The sequence below is a fragment of the Deinococcus multiflagellatus genome, from assembly GCF_020166415.1.
Classification (GTDB): domain Bacteria; phylum Deinococcota; class Deinococci; order Deinococcales; family Deinococcaceae; genus Deinococcus; species Deinococcus multiflagellatus.
In genome coordinates, this window is record NZ_JAIQXV010000003.1 from 86322 (window position 1) to 103495 (window position 17174).

The 17174-nt window shown below is 68.4% G+C and carries 16 protein-coding genes; 1 reads left to right on the forward strand and 15 read right to left on the reverse strand.

Annotation, left to right across the window (positions count from 1 at the left end):
- Positions 1 to 8 precede the first annotated feature (8 nt).
- The 14 genes from rpsI to murF all read right to left on the reverse strand — a co-directional run bounded on the left by rpsI (position 9) and on the right by murF (position 13438).
- The gene (gene rpsI, locus K7W41_RS05520) at positions 9 to 410 is read right to left on the reverse strand and encodes a 30S ribosomal protein S9 (protein ID WP_224605525.1); all 402 of its coding nucleotides are present in this window, start codon (positions 408 to 410) and stop codon (positions 9 to 11) included.
- The gene (gene rplM, locus K7W41_RS05525; protein WP_221088939.1) at positions 410 to 835 is read right to left on the reverse strand and encodes a 50S ribosomal protein L13; all 426 of its coding nucleotides are present in this window, start codon (positions 833 to 835) and stop codon (positions 410 to 412) included. Before rplM ends, rpsI begins: the two co-directional genes overlap by 1 nt.
- A gap of 163 nt (positions 836 to 998) precedes the next feature.
- Positions 999 to 1235, reverse strand: a complete 237-nt coding sequence (locus tag K7W41_RS23780) for a CPCC family cysteine-rich protein (RefSeq protein ID WP_224605527.1) — start codon at positions 1233 to 1235, stop codon at positions 999 to 1001.
- On the reverse strand, positions 1232 to 1657 hold the full coding sequence (gene aroQ, locus K7W41_RS05535; protein ID WP_224605530.1) for a type II 3-dehydroquinate dehydratase: 426 nt from the start codon (positions 1655 to 1657) through the stop codon (positions 1232 to 1234). Before aroQ ends, K7W41_RS23780 begins: the two co-directional genes overlap by 4 nt.
- 97 nt (positions 1658 to 1754) lie before the next feature.
- Positions 1755 to 2822 carry a 3-dehydroquinate synthase gene (gene aroB / locus K7W41_RS05540; RefSeq protein WP_224605533.1) on the reverse strand — a complete coding sequence of 356 codons (1068 nt, stop codon included), beginning with the start codon at positions 2820 to 2822 and terminating at the stop codon, positions 1755 to 1757.
- Complete coding sequence (locus K7W41_RS05545) at positions 2809 to 3561, reverse strand: shikimate kinase (RefSeq protein WP_318010895.1); 753 nt, start codon at positions 3559 to 3561, stop codon at positions 2809 to 2811. The genes aroB and K7W41_RS05545 overlap by 14 nt, the downstream gene beginning before the upstream one ends.
- A 7-nt stretch (positions 3562 to 3568) precedes the next feature.
- Entirely contained in the window at positions 3569 to 4717 is a 1149-nt protein-coding gene (aroC, locus tag K7W41_RS05550) for a chorismate synthase (RefSeq protein ID WP_224605538.1), read from the reverse strand.
- Between the two features lie 95 nt (positions 4718 to 4812).
- Positions 4813 to 6825 carry a secretin N-terminal domain-containing protein gene (locus K7W41_RS05555; RefSeq protein WP_224605541.1) on the reverse strand — a complete coding sequence of 671 codons (2013 nt, stop codon included), beginning with the start codon at positions 6823 to 6825 and terminating at the stop codon, positions 4813 to 4815.
- A 3-nt stretch (positions 6826 to 6828) separates the two neighbouring features.
- Positions 6829 to 8118 carry a hypothetical protein gene (locus K7W41_RS05560; protein ID WP_224605544.1) on the reverse strand — a complete coding sequence of 430 codons (1290 nt, stop codon included), beginning with the start codon at positions 8116 to 8118 and terminating at the stop codon, positions 6829 to 6831.
- Positions 8115 to 8756, reverse strand: coding sequence for a type IV pilus inner membrane component PilO (gene pilO / locus K7W41_RS05565; protein ID WP_224605547.1), 642 nt, complete (start codon positions 8754 to 8756; stop codon positions 8115 to 8117). Before pilO ends, K7W41_RS05560 begins: the two co-directional genes overlap by 4 nt.
- Positions 8746 to 9444 carry a PilN domain-containing protein gene (locus K7W41_RS05570; RefSeq protein WP_224605549.1) on the reverse strand — a complete coding sequence of 233 codons (699 nt, stop codon included), beginning with the start codon at positions 9442 to 9444 and terminating at the stop codon, positions 8746 to 8748. Before K7W41_RS05570 ends, pilO begins: the two co-directional genes overlap by 11 nt.
- Positions 9437 to 10615 carry a type IV pilus assembly protein PilM gene (gene pilM / locus K7W41_RS05575; protein WP_221088930.1) on the reverse strand — a complete coding sequence of 393 codons (1179 nt, stop codon included), beginning with the start codon at positions 10613 to 10615 and terminating at the stop codon, positions 9437 to 9439. The genes K7W41_RS05570 and pilM overlap by 8 nt, the downstream gene beginning before the upstream one ends.
- 268 nt (positions 10616 to 10883) lie before the next feature.
- Entirely contained in the window at positions 10884 to 11609 is a 726-nt protein-coding gene (locus tag K7W41_RS05580; RefSeq protein WP_224605552.1) for a hypothetical protein, read from the reverse strand.
- Between the two features lie 524 nt (positions 11610 to 12133).
- Positions 12134 to 13438: a UDP-N-acetylmuramoyl-tripeptide--D-alanyl-D-alanine ligase gene (gene murF / locus K7W41_RS05585; RefSeq protein ID WP_224605555.1), complete on the reverse strand. Its 1305-nt coding sequence runs from the start codon at positions 13436 to 13438 to the stop codon at positions 12134 to 12136.
- 102 nt (positions 13439 to 13540) lie between these two features.
- Here murF and K7W41_RS05590 point away from each other — a divergent pair, with 102 nt between their 5' ends.
- The gene (locus tag K7W41_RS05590) at positions 13541 to 15301 is read left to right on the forward strand and encodes a bifunctional metallophosphatase/5'-nucleotidase (protein ID WP_224605557.1); all 1761 of its coding nucleotides are present in this window, start codon (positions 13541 to 13543) and stop codon (positions 15299 to 15301) included.
- A 100-nt stretch (positions 15302 to 15401) separates the two neighbouring features.
- On the opposite strand, the gene rsr is transcribed toward K7W41_RS05590, so the two are convergent.
- Positions 15402 to 17009 (reverse strand): RNA-binding protein Rsr, encoded by a 1608-nt coding sequence (rsr, locus tag K7W41_RS05595; protein WP_224605560.1) that lies wholly within the window; start codon positions 17007 to 17009, stop codon positions 15402 to 15404.
- Between the last annotated feature and the right edge of the window lie 165 nt (positions 17010 to 17174).

Sequence of the window (17174 nt, forward strand, 5' to 3'; positions counted from 1 at the left end):
GGAGAGGATCAGCGCTTGCTGAACTGGGGGGCGCGGCGGGCCTTTTTCAGGCCGTACTTCTTGCGCTCGACTTCGCGGGGGTCGCGGGTCAGCAGGCCCTTGGGCTTCAGCTGGGTGCGGAAGTCGGGGTTGACCTTCAGCAGCGCGCGGGCGATGCCCAGCTTGATGGCGTCGGCCTGACCGGTGGGGCCGCCGCCGGCCACGGTGATCACGGCGTCGTAGCGGCCAGCGGTGCCGGTTTCACGGAACGCCTGCAGGGCGTGCACGGCGCGCAGCAGACCACGGAAGTAGGTCTGGAACTCTTTGCCGTTCACGATGATCTTGCCTTCGCCAGGGCGGAGGAACACGCGGGCCACGGCGCTCTTGCGGCGGCCGGTGCCGTAGAACTGTTCAGGTTGCTGAATCGCCATTATTTAACCTCGAGGGTCTGGGGCTTCTGAGCCGCGTGGGGGTGCGTTTCGCCGGCGTAGACCTTCAGGCGGCTGTGCATGGCGCGGCCCTGACGGCCCTTGGGCAGCATGCCGAACACGGCGTGCTCAATGACGCGCTCGGGGTGCTTGGCCAGCGCCTGACGGGCGGTTTCGGTCTTCAGGCCACCCTGGTAGCCGGTGTAGCGGGTGTAGACCTTGCCGTCCAGCTTGTTGCCGGTCAGGGCGACCTGCTGGGCATTGATGACCACCACAAAGTCACCCTGGATCATGTTGGGGGTGAAGTCGGGGCGGTGCTTGCCACGGATACGGCTGGCGATCAGCGTGGCCAGACGGCCCAGGGGCACGTTGGCGGCGTCCACGACGACCCAGTTCTGCTCGTCATTTTTGGGGATGTAGGTTTTCACCGTGAAACTCCATACAGAAGGGAATTTGGCTGCGACACGCCCCGCGTTTTCGGGGGAAGAAACTGGCGTGCGTGTCCGGGTGCCTCCCGGTCGCCCCGTGCCCTACCAAGCACAAGACACTAAAGGCCAAGGTATCAGAAAGGGCCTAGGCGGGGCAAGCGGTTCATGGGATTTCGTAGGGAAGGGGCGGGCGTACGAAGGCCAGGGAGCCTTCGTCACAAGCACCCAATCTGGCGAAGTTCTGGCGTGCCTCGCCCAGGGTCATGTGATTGGGGCCGCTGTGCCTGTGATCGTCGTTCCCACCATCGTCCTCCCAGAAGCAAACTCGGCAGATGTCATAGTGGCCGCGCCGCTTGAGCGTCAGAAAGCCGCAGCAGGGGCAGGCGAACCTCTTGCTCACGCCTCCACCAGCGCCTCCATTCCCAGCCGGTAGCCCAGGAAGCCCAGGCCGCTGATCTTGCCCCGGCAGACGGCGGCCGTTACGCTCTTGTGCCGGAACTCCTCGCGGGCGTCCACGTTGCTGATGTGCACTTCCACCACCGGCACGCGCTGCCCGGCAATCGCGTCGCGCAGGGCGTAGGAATAGTGCGTGAGGGCCCCCGGGTTGATCACGATGCCGGTAAAGCCGTGCTCCTCGGCATCCTGCACCCATTCCACCAGCTGGCCTTCGTAGTTGCTCTGGCGGCAGGTGACCGATTGGCCCAGTTCCGCACCCCAGGCCTCACACTGCCGCTCCAGGTCTTCGAGCGTCTGCGAGCCGTACACGCCCGGTTCACGCAGGCCAAGGCGGTTCAGATTGGGGCCGTTCAGCACGAGCAGCATGAGAGGAGGGTAGCAGTGTGCAGGAGGCGGTGCGCGGGAGATGTTGAGCGCTCAGGCCCAGAGATGGAGCAGGGGCCGCCATACAAACTGGCGGTTCTCAGCCTTCCCCGCCCCCCGCTTCCCGCACCCCGCGCACCTCTTTTTCCCACCCCTCAAACTCCGCCCGCAGCACCGCTTCCGGCACCCGCGCCAGATACGGCTGGGCGAGGCCACGCAGGAGCACAAAGCGCACGCCCTCGGCATCGGCCTTCTTGTCGCGGGCCATGTAGGGGGCCACGTCGTCGTACGTCAGGGGGGGCAGGGGCTGGGGCCGCTGCCAGTGCAGGAACGCCAGGGTGTGGGGGGCCAGGTCGGCGCCGCCCAGGGCGCGGGAAAGCCGGGCGGCGTAGTGCATCCCGTAAGCCACCGCCTCGCCGTGGGACAGGGTGTGGTGGGTCACCGCTTCCAGCGCGTGCGCCAGCGTGTGCCCAAAGTTGAGAAAGGCCCGCTCGCCCTGTTCCGTCAGGTCGCGGGTGACCACGCCCGCTTTGACCGCAATGGCGTCGGCCAGCGTGTCCTGCAGGCCAGGGCCACCGGGACGGAAATCAGGAGAGAGAACACGCGGCAGCAGGCTGGGGTCGGCAATCAGGCCGTGCTTGTATGCCTCGGCGGCCCCTTCGCGGAACACGGCGCCGGGCAGGGTGGCCAGCGTGTCGGTGTCGCACCACACCGCCTTCGGAGGCCAGAACGCGCCCACCAGATTCTTGCCTTCGGGCAGGTTCACGCCGGTTTTGCCGCCCACCGCCGCGTCCACCATGCCCAGCAGGGTGGTGGGGACCGTGTAAAAGGCCACCCCGCGCAGGTAGCTGGCCGCCGCAAAGCCCGCCAGATCGGTGGCCGCGCCGCCGCCCAGGCCAATGACGGCGCCGTCGCGGGGAAGGTTCGCGCCCGCCAGGGCCGAGAGCACGCCGCTCAGGACCGCCATCGTCTTGCAGTCGTCGCGGGCGGGGACGGGGATGGTAACCACAGGCTGCGTGGCCGCCTGCACGGCCGCCACGAACGCAGGGGGCAGGTCCACCGGATGAATCAGGGCGGTGTGGCGCCCGGGCACCTGAAGCGTGCCCAGCAGCCCGGGGCCCACCTGCACGGTGTAGGGCGCCGCGCCGCCCACCTCAATCGGCCGCACGTTCCCCCAGCTCGGGCCGCTCGGGGCCGGCGTCGGCCCACGCCTGCTGCACGTCGGCCCAGGCCCACAGGCGCTCGATGATCTCCTCGACAATCTCCTCGCTGGGGCGGCCGTCGCTGTGCACATGGATGGTGCCCTGGCGGTAGACCGGCTCTCGCTCGTGCATCAGGGTGCGGATTTTGGACAGCGGATCCTCCGCGCGCAGCAGGGGGCGGTCACTGTGCTTGGTGCGCTGGTAGACCGTTTCCGGGCTGGCCCACAGCACCACCACCGGGCCGCGTTCCAGCAGTTCGTGGCGGTTGTCCTCGTTGATGAAGGTGCCGCCTCCCAGGCTGATCACCGCGTGTTCCAGCCGCGTCACGCGCCGGACCACCTCGTGCTCGCAGGCGCGGAAGTAGCCCTCGCCTTCCTGGGCAAAGACCTCGGGGATGCTTTTGCCCACCACGCGGGTGATCAGCTTGTCGGTGTCCACAAAATGCAGTGCCAGGGCGCGCGACAGTTCCCAGCCGATGCGGCTTTTGCCCGTACCCATAAAGCCCGCCAGCGCCACCCACGACACCGGGCGCTCAATCAGGCCGGAACTGAACATGGGGGACAGTGTACGGCAGTCCTCCGCAGGCGGCGTGACGGGCGCACCCTCTGGCGCCGGGCCAGGGCCGCGCAGTTCGGTGCTCAGGGCCCACTCCAGGCGGGCCGGCCGGTCGGTGGGGGGCGGCTCACCCGCCGCGTCGCTGAACATGGGGCCCTCAGTAGTGCTGCGCGTAGGCGCGCGCGGCGGCCACCCGCTCCTGCAGCTCGGGCAGGGTGTCGCCGCCGAACTTTTCCAGCATGGCCTCGGCCAGCACCCAGCCCACGGCGCACTGCAGAATCACCCCGGCGGCGGGGACAGCCGTGGTGTCGCTGCGTTCTCGCGCGGCGTCGCTGGCCTCGTGGGTCACCACATTCACGGTGGGCAGCGGCTTCATCAGGGTGGCGATGGGTTTCATGGCCACGCGCACGATCAGTTCCTCGCCATTGGTCATGCCGGCTTCCAGGCCCCCGGCGCCGTTGGTGTCGCGGGCATAGGTGCCGTCCCGGTAGAACACAGGGTCGTGCACGCCACTGCCGGGCTTGCGGGCGTTCTCGAAGGCGCGGCCAATCTCTACACCCTTCATCGCCTGCACGCTCAGGCAGGCGGCGGCAATCCGGCCATCCAGCTTGCGGTCGGCGTGCACGTAACTGCCCAGGCCCACCGGCAGGCCCCGGAAGCGCACCTCCAGAATGCCGCCCAGGGTGTCGCCGTCCTTTTTGGCCTGGTCAATGCGCTCGCGCATCTGGGCGGCGGCGTCGGGGTCGGGGGTGCGCAGGTCGCTGTCTTCAATCGCGGCCAGCGTGTCCCAGGAGAACGGCACCCCCGTCTCGATGCCCGCTAGGCTGGACACGTAGTTCGCGCCCTCCACGCCCAGTTCGGCCAGCAGTTTCAGGGCCACGCTGCCCACCGCCACCCGGGCCGCCGTTTCGCGGGCGCTGGCGCGTTCCAGCACGTCACGCAGATCCTTGTGGCGGTACTTGATGCCGCCGGTCAGGTCGGCGTGGCCGGGGCGGGCGTCGGTCAGGGCCTTCTTGCGGGGTTCGCCCCCGGGCTCGGGCGACATGATCTCCACCCAGTTGCGGTGGTCCTTGTTGGCAATCGCCAGGGTGACCGGAGCCCCGGTGGTGCGCCCGGCGCGCACGCCGCTCAGAATGTCGGCCTCGTCGGTTTCAATCACCATGCGGCGGCCCCGCCCGTAGCCGCCCTGCCGCTTTTTCAGCCAGGGGTCAATGTCGGCCTTGCCCAGCGGCAGCTGTGCCGGTAACCCCTCGATGATGGCCGTCAGCTGCGGCCCGTGTGATTCCCCGGCGGTCAGATACCTCATGGGGGCGACTGTAGCGCGTGGGGTGGGAGAGGCGCCGCTCCATGCCCAAACAAACGCGCCCCCGTGAAGGGAGCGCGGCGGCGGCAGGAGGGCGGTTAGCGAACGATGTTGCCGGTGATGACCACCAGCAGCTGGGTCTGTTCGCGCGTGGTGTTCTGGTTTCCGAACAGCGCCCCCACCACCGGAATGCTGGAGAGGAACGGCACACCACCGTTGGTGGTGGACTCGCGGTTGGCCAGCAGGCCGCTGAGCAGCAGGGTTTCGCCGTTCTTGAAGGTCAGCGTGGTCTGGGCCTCGCTGTTGGTGAACTGCAGAATGTTAGGCAGCGTGGTGGCGTTGATGGCCGTTTGCAGTGCGTTGACCTGCCCACGCACCCGCAGGGTGATGGTGCCGTCCGGGGCCACCTGCGGGCTGAAGAAGTCCAGGTTCACGCCGTAGTCAATCTGCTTCTGAATGTTGTCGGCGTTGCCCTGAGACGGGATGTTCACTTCGAGGCGCCCACCACTCTTGATGGTGGCGGCAGCGGTGCTGGAGGCGTTCTGGGTCTCAGTGGATGAACCGAGCGCCCGCTGGCCGCTCTGCATGGTGATGCTGCCGTCGTACACGCTCTTGCTCAGACCCTGGGTTTGTAGCGTGTTCAGGGTGGCGCCCAGGTTAAAGCCGATCAGGCTCTGGGTGGGGTCAAAGGAGGCGGCCAGCCCGGTGCCGCCGCTGGTGGACACCGTAAAGCCCCCGAAGCCCGCGCGCAGGTTCACGCCCAGGCTGCGCGCAGCGCGCTCGGTGATTTCCTGAATGCGCACCTGCACGTTGATCTGCGGCACGCGCTGGTCCAGCTGCGGAATCAGCTCGGCCACCTGCGTGACCTGGTCGGGAGTGCCGCGCACGATCAGGGTATTCGTGCGCTTGTCAGCAATGATGGTGACCGTGTTGGCCTGTGCGCCCGGCGTAGCGGTGCTGGTGGCCGAGCTGCTATTGGCAGGGGCAGAGGTCACCGAGATGCTGGTTGTGCTGGTGCTCCCTGCTGCGGGTGTAGTCGGTGTGGTGCTGTTCGTGGTCACATCACGTGCCAGGGTCCCTTCCAGGGTCGCCTTGACTTCTTCGGCGCTGGCATTGACGAGCTGAAACACCCGCTGCGTGATCTGCGCGCTGGTGACTGAAGGCGCGGGGCGGTCCACCTGCCCCAGCAAGGTGAGGGCTGCTTCCAGTTGGTTTTGCGGCCCGGTGATGACCAGTTGGCCCGTTTGGCCCACGGCAGTCACCTTTAAGCCCGGATACTGCGCAGCCAGCAGCGTCGTGATGTCCGCTTGGGCACCCTTGACCGCATACACGCGCTGCACTGTTTGGGTATCGGCCGAAGGGGTTGTGCCGGTGGCTGGGGTGGTCGCGCTGGTGTCCAGCTGGCCCAGCAGGCGCGTGACTTCCGCCACTTCCTTGTTGGTACCGCGCACGATCACCGCGTTGCTGCGCACGTCGGGCACGATGCGCAGGGTGGGTGAGTCCAGTTTCACGTCCACCAGGGTGCGCGTGACCCCCACGGTGTTGCCCTGGGCGTCGCGCTGCGGGGTTTCGCTGTAGGTGGGCGTGCCGAAAAACAGCTTGACCTGCTGGGCGGCCTGCGTGGCGTCGGCGTTGCGCAGCGTAATGGTGCGCTGAATCGGCGTGTTGCTCACGCGCAGCACCGGCTGACCGCCCAGTTGCACCACGTCGTAGCTCAGGCCGTACACATCCATCAGGAGGGGCCAGACCTCGTTGAAGGGCTTGTTCTGAAAGGAGTAGACGATGGGCCGGGCCGTGCCTGCCGCGCTGGGCGCCGTGCCCGTGGCCGGTGTGCCCGCCGCAGTGCCGGCAGTGTCAGGGCTCGCCGTGCTGCCCGCGCCTGGCAGGACGTCCACGTTCGTATCCAGAATCAGGCCGTACCCGGCTGACTTGGCCAGCGCCGCCAACAGGCTGGAGAGCGGCCCACCGTAGCGGCCAATCTCGATGGTCACGTTGGCCCCCGAGAGCGAGGGGTCCGCAGCGGCGGTCACAGGAGCGGCGGGGCCAGCGGTCTGCGCGGCGGCCATGCCCAGCGCGGCGGTCAGCAGGAGGGATGCGAAGCGTTTAGTCATGGCTCACCTTTTTTCCAGTTCGAGTGTGGTCGTGTTGTTGCCCAGGCTGAGGGTCGCGCTGGTGGCGGTGACTTCCTTGACCGTCACCTGCGTATCGGGCAGCGTCTGCCCCACCGAAACCACGACAAAGCCGTCCTTGCTGCGGAAGATGGCGGTGTTGACGGGCCCCAGGACCACGGCATTGAAAGCCAGTTCCTGCGTCTGCACGAAGCTGTCCAGGGCATTGGTGCTGGCCGCCGGGGTGGTACCCGCCGTGGGCGGAGCACTCAGGTCCGTGATGACCTGCGGGGTGCTGGGCGTGGGGGTGGCGGTGGCTGGCGTGCCCGCCACACCTGTGCCTGAAGCGCCAGGCAGCGTGCCTGCGCCGCCAGTTCCCGGGGTTCCCGTGCCCGCCGTGCCCGCACCCAGGGTGCTGCTGCCGGCGGCGCCACTTGGCAAGCGGGTCACGTTGGGAACACTCACGCCAGCCACAGGGGGCGCGGGGGGCCGGGGGGTGGGAGGCGCGCCGGTGCCAGAACCATTGCCACTGTTGCTGCTGGTGTTGCCTCCGGCCGTGCTGCCGCTGGCCGGACCCGCGCCGTTCGCGTTGCTGCCCTGGCCGCCCACCACCACAGGGCCGTCCACCGTGGGCAGGGGGGTCACAACCACGGGCGTGCCGCCCACGCTGGATTCGCCGTTGGCGCCGGGAATCTGGGGCACCGGGATGGGGCCGCTGCTGCTGCCGCTGCTGTCGCCCGCGCTGCCCGCCACGGGGCTGAGGCCCAGGGCCCCGCCGGTCGAAGTGACGGGGGTGACGCCGCCACTGCTGCTGCCACTGCCGCTGGGGATGGGTGTAGGCGCCACCGCCACCGGCGTGGGGGACGGGGCCGCGCTCGAGCCCGCTCCATTGGTGTTGGTGGCATTCACAGCCAGAGGCCGGAAGGGGTTGGTGCCCGGCACAGAGGCCAGCGCGGTGTTGGGGTTAATGCCGCCGGGGGTGGGCGGCACGTCGCCGCCAGCCGCCGCGTCAGGGGTCTGCGCCGCGTCATCCGTGGGGAACGGCGGAATCACTTCGACATCCACCTGACCGTCCGGCTGCACGGTGTTGGGGGTGGTTCCACCCGCTGGGTCAGGGGTCACGGGGACCGTGCTGCCGTTCGGGTCGGTGCTCACGGGCGGCTGGGTGGCGGTCAGGTCGTCCTGCCCGGCCCGCTGGCTGGTCAGAAAGTACCAGAGGCTGATGGCCGCCACGAGCAGCAGCAGGCCCAGCAGCACCTTCATCTCGCGGGAGAGTTTGACGGGCGCGCGCGTCACTGGGTACCTCCTGCCGGCGCACTGGGCGCGGCGGGCGCCGCATTCGGGGCCTCGGCGGTGCCGGGGGTGGCCGCTGCCTGGGCGGGATCAAAGGTGTACACGGTCAGGCCCATGGTGCTTTCCAGGCGAGGGTCCAGGCTGGTGGCGGCAGGCAGTTGCAGGTTCACGGCCGTCACAGTGGAAAAACGGTTCATGGTCTCCAGCGAGCGCAGAAGCTGGAACAGCTGCGCAAAGCGGCCACTCACGTTCAGGTTCAGGCTCAGGGGCCGCACACCAGCGGGCAGGTTGGTGGTGTTGCCTGTCTGCACGGTAAAACCACTCAGGGTGGCGCCGGCGGCACTGGCGTTCAGGCGCACCTCGTCCAGCACCGCGTTGTAATTGGCGGTCTGGGGGAGTGCGGCCAGAAAGACCTGTCGCTCGCGCGACAGGGTGGCGACCTCTTCGCGCAGGGCCGGCAGGCGCGCGGCGTTGGCACGCAGGGTCAGCACGCGGGCATTGACGCTGTCTAGATCGCTCTGCAGCGCGCTGATTTCTGCCTGGCGGGCCTGAAAGCGCATGGTGTACCACAGCGCGCCCACGATCAGGCAGACGGCCAGCACCAGCAGAAAGACGTTGCGCGGGGCAAGTTTAATTGACACTGCCGTTTCCTCCCGTGGTACCTGCAGGGGCGCTGGGCGCAGCAGGGGTCGCCCCGGGCGTGGCGGGAGTGTCTGCTGGTGCAGGGGCGCTGGCCTGCACGATGCCTACCGAGGCGCTGAAGGTGTACCGCCCCGTGCTGGCATCACTTTGCAGATTGCGGAAATTCACCCCGAAGTTGGGACTGTTTTCAAAGGTGCGCAGGAAATTGACCACGGCCTGCTGGCTGCTGGCGTTGCCGGTCAAGTCAATTTCGCGGGTGACATTCTTGCCGGTGTAAATTCCGGTCTGCTGCAGGGTGCTGAGCGCGCTGGCATCCAGGGCCTTGATGCTCATGCTCTGCAGGGCAACCCCGCTGCCCTGGGGCAGCTGCGCCGTAAAGGCAGCCAGATCATTGGTCCAGTAGGTTTTGCTGGAACGCAACTGCTGCGACACATTGGTCACCTGTTCCAGCTGCGTTTTCTGCTGGGTCAGCCGCACGAATTCGGCATTGGCCGGGGCCAGCGCCGTGGCGTCACCGTTCAGGGCGTCCAGCTGCTTGCGCAGTTCGCCGGCCCGGGTTCCGGTGGCAATTTCGCCGGCCAGCAGCGCCAGACCCGTGATGGCCGCCACCCCGATGGCTGCGGGAATCCAGGCGTTGGGCTCGGCCTGCTTGCGGTACTGCTGGGGCAGCAGGTTGATTTCAACCACGGCTGCCCACCCCCCGCAGTGCCAGGCCCAGCGGCACCGTGAATTCCGGCGCGTTGGCCTGCAGGTAGCCGGTGTCCACATTGGCCTGATCGGTCTGCACCGTCAGCCAGGGGCTGGCGACCTCTACGCGGAAGCCCAGCGCGTCGCTAATGGCGGCGGCCAGCCCGCGCAGTTTGGCGCCGCCGCCGGCCAGGAAGGTCCGGTCAATCACCACGTCGCCGCTTTGCACGCGGTAGAACTCCAGGCTGCGGCGAATCTCGGTAATCAGGTCGCCCAGCACGGGGCGAATCACCTCGAACACGCGCGCCGGGGAGTATTGCTCGCGGGCCATATCGAAGTTCAGCAGGTCTTCCTCGTCCTCGGTGGGGGTGGTGGCGGTGGCGTAGCCCAGTTTCACGTCTTCAGCCGCCGAGAAGTCCAGATCAAAGGCCTTCTGCAGCGCCATCGTGAAGTCGTCGGCCGAGACGTTGATGTTGCGGGCCATCAGCACGCGGTCGCCGCGCACAAGGTTGATGACCGAGCTGCTCGCGCCAATTTCCATCACCAGCGCCACCTCGCCGGCTTCGGTGTAGTTGCTGCCGGTCAGGGTGCTCTTGGTGAGGTGCTCGCCCAGCAGGTTGCCGCGCAGCGCGCGCAGCGAGGCAAAGCTCTTGAGGTCCACCACGGTGGGTTCCAGGCCGGCCAGGCGCAGCACCTCCACCTGCCGGGCCACGGCCTCGGTGGGGGCGGCAGCAATCACGACCTCCATCTGGCCGTCGTCGGGGACGTTGGCAGGATCGTCCAGCAGGTCAAAGTCCAGGCTCACGTCATCAATGGGGTAGGGAATGTAGCGCTCGGCTTCCCACTTGATGGCTTCCTGCAGGTCCTTGCGCTCCATCTTGGGCACCATGATGTTGCGGGTCACGGCGGCCTGGTTGGGCACGGCCGTCACCGCGTGCCGGGTGGTGATGCGGTGCTCGGCCAGCAGGTTCTTCAGCTCGGTGGCCACCGCCTGGGGTTCAACCACCAGCCCGTCGCGCATGCTGCCAATGGGGGTCGGCACCATGATGGCGTGCTGGAGGGAAGGCGGAGAGCCGGGACGCAGGGCCACAACCTTGATGGCACTGGTGCCGATCTCGACTCCCAGCGCGTTTGGCCGTGGATTCAATAAGCGGTTCAGGAAACTCGACATTCTCCCTCCAGGATCACGCTGATTTTAGCATTCCCTCATCTGACTCGGGGAAGGGGGCTGGAGGAGCATGCGGGCACGGCGACAGGAAAACGGCGTGAGGGTCATGGGCTTGGGCCATATGACCATCATTCCGCTTACCGAACACTTACATCTGTACAAAATCGAATATTGCCGCTCAGATCGGCAAAATGAGACTTCGGGCAGCATCTGGAGCTGGCCTGTTCGGGTGACCCCTGGGCGCACTCTGAGGCCGCCCTTCATTGCCCTTTCAGCGGGGCGCGGGCCAGGGTTGCAGGCTGGCGTCAAACAGACGCAACTGACCATCCGGGCTGACCGTGACCACCAGGGCGCCCACGGTGCCGATGCGGCCCGCACCGTGGGGCACCTGGGCCCGCACCTGCCCGGCTGCGTCCAGGCGCACCAGGGCCTGCCCGGTCAGGCGGTAGGTGCCGCCCGGGGTCTGCACCTGCGGCTGCGCGGTCCCGGTAACGCCACCTGGGCCGAGGGCCAGATAGCTGGCGGGCCCCTGGCCGGTGGCGGCCCCCGGGACCCGCACCACCTGCCCGCCCAGCAGCACGAAGTCTTCGCCCTGAAGGCTGGTGAGGGCCGCCTGGGGCGCGCCGCGTACCCCGGGCGCGGCGCGGCCGTCATAGTCCACCGCGCTGCCGTCCTCGCGGTAGGCGCGGCTGGCACTCAGGGCCACCACGCGGCCCACGTTCACGGTGCGCGGCGCGCGGTCCAGGGTCACGGCCAGCCCCCGTTCCGGCACGGCCGCCCAGGCATCGCCCTGGGCCCAGGCGACGTCCACGGCTCCTGGCAGCGCTGGACAGCTGCGCTCAAATGAGGGCGCCCGCGCCACACAGGCCCGGCCCCCACTGACCCAGGCCACCCCCAGGTCACTGAACGCAGCCCGGAAGGGCCAGGTCGTCGGGGCTGACGACAGGGTGGGCACGCACGCCGTCAGCAGCAGGGCCAGGGGCAGCAAGAAGCGCATGGCCGCATTGTGGGCCGCCCAGGACTGAGGGGCATGAAGGCCGGTGGGACCATAAAGCTTGTGTGACCCTGACACGTTGCCTGTGCCGCTCAAAGGCCAGCAGGTGTATGTCTTTGGGCCACCTTGAGGCCCTGGTATTGGGCACTGGACCCTGTTGCTTCCTTGTCGGTGGCCGCTCAAGGCCAGAACGGCCGCAGGACTGTGGCACGCCGCGCAGAAGGCGAAGAGAGACTGTCGACTGGCCCCGGTCTAAAGAGGGGCGCTGCAAGAGCAGGGGTTTTGTCCGGGCGGGGCGATCAGGCCATGGAAGCAGCGTCGGCCGAGCGTCTGGGCACGCCCCTTGCTGCTGCGCCGCTCTGCGCGTTGTCCGGGAGGCAAGAGGGATCAAAGCCGCGTGGTTTGGTGGGCCTCTCTCGGCGGACGGCCCGCATCGCCCGAAGTATGGATTCAGACCAGCGCCCTTCCAGTCCGCCACGCCACTGGTCCCGGCGTGGCCCCACCCGCCGGGCTGTGGACGCCGCGCCTTACAGATCGGCGGCTGCGGGTCCGGAGGCCGAAACCTGCTCGCGGGCCTTTAACAGGGCCTGCACCACGGTGTCCAGGCCCACGCCCTCCTGCGCCCGGCGGTCCGGGGTCCACGAGATGCCGCGGCTGGCCTTGACCAGCACCACGTCGCCGGGGCGCAGGTCGGCCAGCAGGGCGGCGGTCAGTTCGGGCACGGTGGCGAAGGCGCGGTCGCCCAGTTCGGCGGCGAAGGCCCCCACGCCGTAGGTCACGTCGGCGCGCTGCCGGGCGTAGGCGCCCACCTCGGCGTGCAGGGCGCGCTCGGTGGGGCCCAGTTCTAGCATGCGGCCCAGCACGCTGATCCTGCGCCCCGGTAGGGCCTGAAGGGCGTCCAGGGCCGCGCGCACCGCCACGGGGGAGGCGTTGTAGGCGTCGTCAATGACGGTAATGGACCCTGGGTGAACCGTGTAGCGCCCGCCCGGCACCTGAACGCCGCGCAGGCGCGCCGCGGCGTCGGGGAGGGCCACCCCGGCCTCGCGCGCCAGCACCAGGCCCAGCACCGCCGCTTCCGCCTGCACCTGCGCGGCGTAGGGCAGAAACACCGGCACCCCGGCAAAGGCGAAGCGCGCGCCCTCGGGCGTGACCCGCAGGCCCTCACCCGCAAAGGTCACGGGGCCAAAACCGTAGCTGTCTGCGCCGGGGTAATAGGCCGCCGCCTGGGCCCCCACCAGGCCGCGCGCGCCCTGCAGAATGCCGCCCTTTTCCCGGGCGATGTTCTCAATGCTGCCCAGCTGCTCCAGATGCGCCGGGCCAATAGAGGTGACCACGCCCACATCGGGCCGCACCAGGTCCACCAGTTCGGCCATCTCACCGGGGCGGTCAATGCCCATTTCGACCACCAGGGGCTGCCCGGCGCGGCCCCGCTCGATCAGGAAGCAGGCAATGGCGGGCATGGTGTTGTACACCGGCATGGACAGGGCGCCCAGCGCGGCGGCGGCGTAACTTTTGGCGGTGGTCTTGCCCGCGCTGCCGGTGATCCCCACCACCAGGGGCGCGTGGGTGCGTTCAGCGCGGGCCCAGGCGAACAGAGCCGTTCTGGCGTCGGGCACCCGCAGGGCCCGGGGCACCGCCAGATCGGTCAGCACAAAGGGGGCCCCGGCGGCCAGGGCGGCGTCCACAAAGGCGTTGCCGTGCATGCGCTCGCCGGGCAGGGCCACGAACGCGGTGTCTGGCCCGGCTTCGCGCGAATCCCAGGTCAGGCGCAGCGCCGGGCGGGCGTCGGGGTGCAGGGCGGCGTCAAACGGCACGGCACGCGGGTCGAGCATGGCGCGAGGCTACCAGACCCAGCCCCCCCGGTAGGTGGAGCCGCGCGAGTGCCAACAAGCTCACATAGCCATGAGAAGGGATGAGTAGAATACCGGGGTCATATGAACAAAACCCCCCTGCTGCTGCTGACTGTAGCCCTGGGCCTGAGCGCCTGTACGCCCCCCAACACGGTGCTGCCCGCTGATCCTGTCAACGTGACAGTGCTGGGCCTGAACGACTTCCACGGCAACCTGGAACCCAGTGGATTCCGCCCGGTGGGCGCCACGGCCGACATCAAGGCCGGGGGCGTGGAAGCCATCGCCGCCGAGCTGAACGACGCCCGCAAGGCCAACCCCAACACCATCTTCGTGGGTGGGGGCGACCTGATCGGCGCCAGCCCCATCACCTCGGGTCTGCTGCGTGACGAACCCGCTGTCTACGCCCTGAACGGCCTGGGCATGCGGGTCAGCGCGCTGGGCAACCACGAGTTTGACCAGGGCCTTGCCGAACTGCTGCGCATGCAAAACGGCGGCTGTGCCAGCAACGACACGGCCAAGGCCTGTAAGTTTGACCCCAACTACAAAGGCGCCAACTTCCAGTGGATCGCCGCCAACGTGGCCTACAACGCGGCGTCCGGCAAGACGGGCAGCCCCTTCAAGTCCTACGTGATTGAGCAGGTGGGCGGCGCCAAGATCGCCTTTGTGGGGGCCGTGACCACTGAGACCCCGGGCATTGTCTCGCCCGAAGGCATCAAGGACCTCGCCTTCAGCGACCCGGCCGCCGCCGTGAACAAGGTGCTGCCGGAAATCAAGGCCCAGAACCCCGACGCGATCATCATGCTGATCCACGAGGGCGGCGAACTGGCCGCAGGCAGCACCGACAACTACGCCACCGTGGGCTGCAAGACCCTCAAGACCGACAGCGCGATCTACAAGATTGCGACCCAGGTGGACCCCTCGGTCAGCGCGATCATCAGCGGCCACAGCCACAAGGGTTACAACTGCCTCGTGCCTGATCCCGCCGGCCAGGACCGCATCGTGATTCAGGGCGAGCAGTACGGTCACCTGCTGCAGCGCCTGGACCTGACGGTCGACAAGGCCAACCACAAGGTCATGACTGTGAAGGCCGCCAACCTCGTGGTGGACTACGACGCCCGCGCCAAGGCCGGTCAGCTGGACTTCGGCATGACCCAGCTGGTTACCACCGCCAGGAGCAAGGTGGCCGCCATCAGCAGCGTGGAAATCGCGCGCCTGGGCTCGCCCCAGATCAAGCGCGGGTACAACGCCGCTGGCGTGCAGGACCGCACCATCGAAAGCGCGCTGGGCGACGTGATCGCCGACGCGCTGCTGGCCGCCGGCAAGGCCAACGACGCCAGCGTGCAGATCGGGATTATGAACCCTGGCGGCATTCGCGCCGACCTGCCCGACAGCACCCAGATCAAGCCGAACAACGCCGTGAACTTCGGAGACGTGTTCGCCGTGAACCCCTTTGGCAACACCACCACCATCCTGAGCCTGACGGGTCAGCAGATCGACGACCTGCTGGAGCAGCAGTTCTCGGGCGCCAACGCCACCTCGGTCAAGCTGCTGCAGGTGTCTGAGGGCTTCAGCTACAAGTACAGCCAGAGCGCCCCGGCGGGCAGCAAGATCAACATTGCCGATATCACCCTGAACGGCACCCCGATCAGCCCCACCGCCACCTACCGCATTGCCACGAACAACTTCCTGGCGGGCGGCGGCGACAACTTCCTGGCGTTCAAGAGCGCCACCAACGTGGTGCAGCTGCCGGGTCTGGCCGACACCGACGTGCTCAGCAACTACCTGAAGGCCAAGGGGCCTCAGCTGACGAACACGGTCAAGGGCCGCATCGTCGTTCTGCCCTAAAGGGCAAATGGCACAACGCAGATGGCAGAGGGCTCGTGGGAGCCTCTGCCATCTGCCTTTTGGTCCTGGCCATCTGCCATAAGCCAGCCGCTGTTGGCCCCTACAGGACCCCCCGGGCGAAGTCCGCCATCACCCCAGGCGCCGCCGTGTCGAAGCCCACCACGTCCAGCATGTCGGTGCGGTTGGGGTCGGCAATCGTGAACCCGGTGGCGGTGAGGCCCACCACGATCAGGCGGGCGTCAATGCCCATTTTCTGGCGGTAGCGGTCCAGGGCCACCGCAGGGTGCACCTGGCCGGCCCAGGTTTCGTTGTCGGTGTAGACCACAAAGGTGTCCACCTCCAGCCCCTGTGCGGCGGCCCACAGCATGGGCTGCGCGCAGTCGGTGGCGCCAAAGCTGGCGCTCTGGGCCTTGCGCATGGCCGCTTCCAGCGTGTCGCGCGCCGTGATGTTCAGGGCCCGGAACTGAGCGGCAAAGCCCATGGTCAGCGCGCTGGCTTCGGTGCGCAGCGCCACGAGGCTCATGGCGGCGGCGGCCATGTTGGGGCTCAGGCCGGGCACCCCGCCCACCTGCCCGCAGGTCATGGAGCCCGAGACATCCAGGGCCAGCAGGTGCCGGGTACCCGCCGCCCGCACGTTCCCGAAGGCCAGGTGAAAGGCGTCTTCCAGCGCGTCAATCACCTGGGGAACGGGCAGCCACTCGCTCTTGCCCTTCACGCCCCGGCCCTGGGCATACACCAGCCGGGCCTTCAGCACATCCAGCGGATGAATGCGCCCGCGCTTCAGGGCGCCGGGGTCCGTCAGGCGGCCCGTGACGGCCTGCACCGTGGCCGGGTCGTTCGCGGTCAGCACGCCCACGCGGCCCAGGTTCCCCAGGTTGCGCAGCAGCCAGGTCAGGCCGTTGGTCTGCATAGCCGCGCGGTAGACCTCGGCGCCGCGCAGGTGGGTGGGCACCGCCTCAATGGGCAGGCCATAGCCGCGCATCAGGGTGGCGGCGTCCCGGTCGGTGCCCGCGCTGGTGGCCAGCAGGTGCCCTTCAATCACGCGCAGGGCCGGGGCGCTGACCTCTGCCCCCAGGGCCGGGAGCACGCCGTTCGCCATGAACTTGAGCACGGCGTTGCGCTCGGGGTCGGCCACTTTGGGGTGGCTCTTGCGCAGGGCGTCGCGCTGGCTCCAGCCGTCGCGGCTCTTGTACTTCACCGCCCACAGGGCCAGCCGGCCCACATCGGCGGTTTCGTACACGTTCGCCACACCCCGGCGGGTCAGGCGGCCCCAGCCCCCCAGAGCGTCGGCAAACGCCAGGAAGTGCAGCAGCATGGTGCCGGTGCGCGCCACCTCGGGGAGCGCCGCCCAGGCGGCCTGGCGGTCGGCGGCGTTCAGGGCAGTTTTGGCGATCAGCGCCAGCACCAGCAGCGCGGGGTCCGGCTTGGGGGCGCGGGCGGCGCGCACCACGTCCAGCGTAATGCGCAGGGCTGCGGCGGCGTCCACCTGCACAAAGGTCTTTACAAACTCGGTGGCCTGCGTGGTGTGCGCCCGCTCGCCCGCGTAAAACGTGCCGCCGTCCGTGCCCAGAATCAGAAAGCGCGTCAGCCGGGCCTCGTCCGACAGGCCGTAGACATAGCCGCCGGCGTTGTTTTTGATCTGCCGGGGGTCCAGTCCTTCGGTCTGCGGGGTGCGGGCGGGGGTGATCGCGTTCAGTAGGTTCTTCATGGACATCGGCCCTCCTCTGTGGGGGCGGGGGAGATGGATGCTGGACCTGCGCCAGCAGCGACCCGGCGCCACGCGCCTGGGTGGTGATGCGGGCTTCGATTGCATCGCTACGAAGTGATTCAATCCGAGCGGATGCGAGAAGAAGAGAAAAGGGTTCCGGGCGTG

What these genes read in the sequence shown, in the direction of transcription:
- rsr (WP_224605560.1), bottom strand. Translation starts at nt 17,009, where the DNA reads ATGAAGAACCTACTGAACGCGATCACCCCCGCCCGCACCCCGCAGACC.
- pilM (WP_221088930.1), bottom strand. Translation starts at nt 10,615, where the DNA reads ATGTCGAGTTTCCTGAACCGCTTATTGAATCCACGGCCAAACGCGCTG.
- K7W41_RS05580 (WP_224605552.1), bottom strand. Translation starts at nt 11,609, where the DNA reads ATGCGCTTCTTGCTGCCCCTGGCCCTGCTGCTGACGGCGTGCGTGCCC.
- aroQ (WP_224605530.1), bottom strand. Translation starts at nt 1,657, where the DNA reads ATGCTGCTCGTGCTGAACGGCCCCAATCTGAACCGCCTTGGCCTGCGT.
- K7W41_RS05590 (WP_224605557.1), top strand. Translation starts at nt 13,541, where the DNA reads ATGAACAAAACCCCCCTGCTGCTGCTGACTGTAGCCCTGGGCCTGAGC.
- rpsI (WP_224605525.1), bottom strand. Translation starts at nt 410, where the DNA reads ATGGCGATTCAGCAACCTGAACAGTTCTACGGCACCGGCCGCCGCAAG.
- K7W41_RS05555 (WP_224605541.1), bottom strand. Translation starts at nt 6,825, where the DNA reads ATGACTAAACGCTTCGCATCCCTCCTGCTGACCGCCGCGCTGGGCATG.
- aroC (WP_224605538.1), bottom strand. Translation starts at nt 4,717, where the DNA reads ATGAGGTATCTGACCGCCGGGGAATCACACGGGCCGCAGCTGACGGCC.
- K7W41_RS05545 (WP_318010895.1), bottom strand. Translation starts at nt 3,561, where the DNA reads ATGTTCAGCGACGCGGCGGGTGAGCCGCCCCCCACCGACCGGCCGGCC.
- murF (WP_224605555.1), bottom strand. Translation starts at nt 13,438, where the DNA reads ATGCTCGACCCGCGTGCCGTGCCGTTTGACGCCGCCCTGCACCCCGAC.